This window comes from Bacillus cereus group sp. BfR-BA-01347 (genome assembly GCF_022663835.1).
In the GTDB taxonomy this organism is placed as follows: domain Bacteria; phylum Bacillota; class Bacilli; order Bacillales; family Bacillaceae_G; genus Bacillus_A; species Bacillus_A thuringiensis_K.
This window is the reverse complement of the sequence record NZ_JAKUGG010000093.1, coordinates 1-259: the sequence shown is the minus strand read 5'-3', so window position 1 is coordinate 259 and position 259 is coordinate 1. Positions and strand designations below refer to the sequence as shown.

Genomic DNA, 259 nt, shown 5'->3' with positions numbered 1-259 from the left:
ACTACCATCGGCGCTAGAGAGCTTAACTTCCGTGTTCGGTATGGGAACGGGTGTGACCTCTCTGCCATCATTACCAGACTGTATTCATTTAAGACAAGAATCATTGTAACTCATTGAACTTTTAAAGTCAACAAGTTTTTTATATTCTTTCAAAACTAGATAACATTGCTTCATATTATATGGTTAAGTCCTCGATCTATTAGTATTCGTCAGCTCCACATGTCACCATGCTTCCACCTCGAACCTATCAACCTGATCA

General features: G+C 39.0%; 1 rRNA gene. It reads right to left on the bottom strand.

What is annotated here, in order from left to right:
- Positions 1 to 78: ribosomal RNA gene (gene rrf, locus MR143_RS32805) — 5S ribosomal RNA — on the bottom strand; the annotation flags it as partial.
- Positions 79 to 259: the final 181 nt, after the last annotated feature.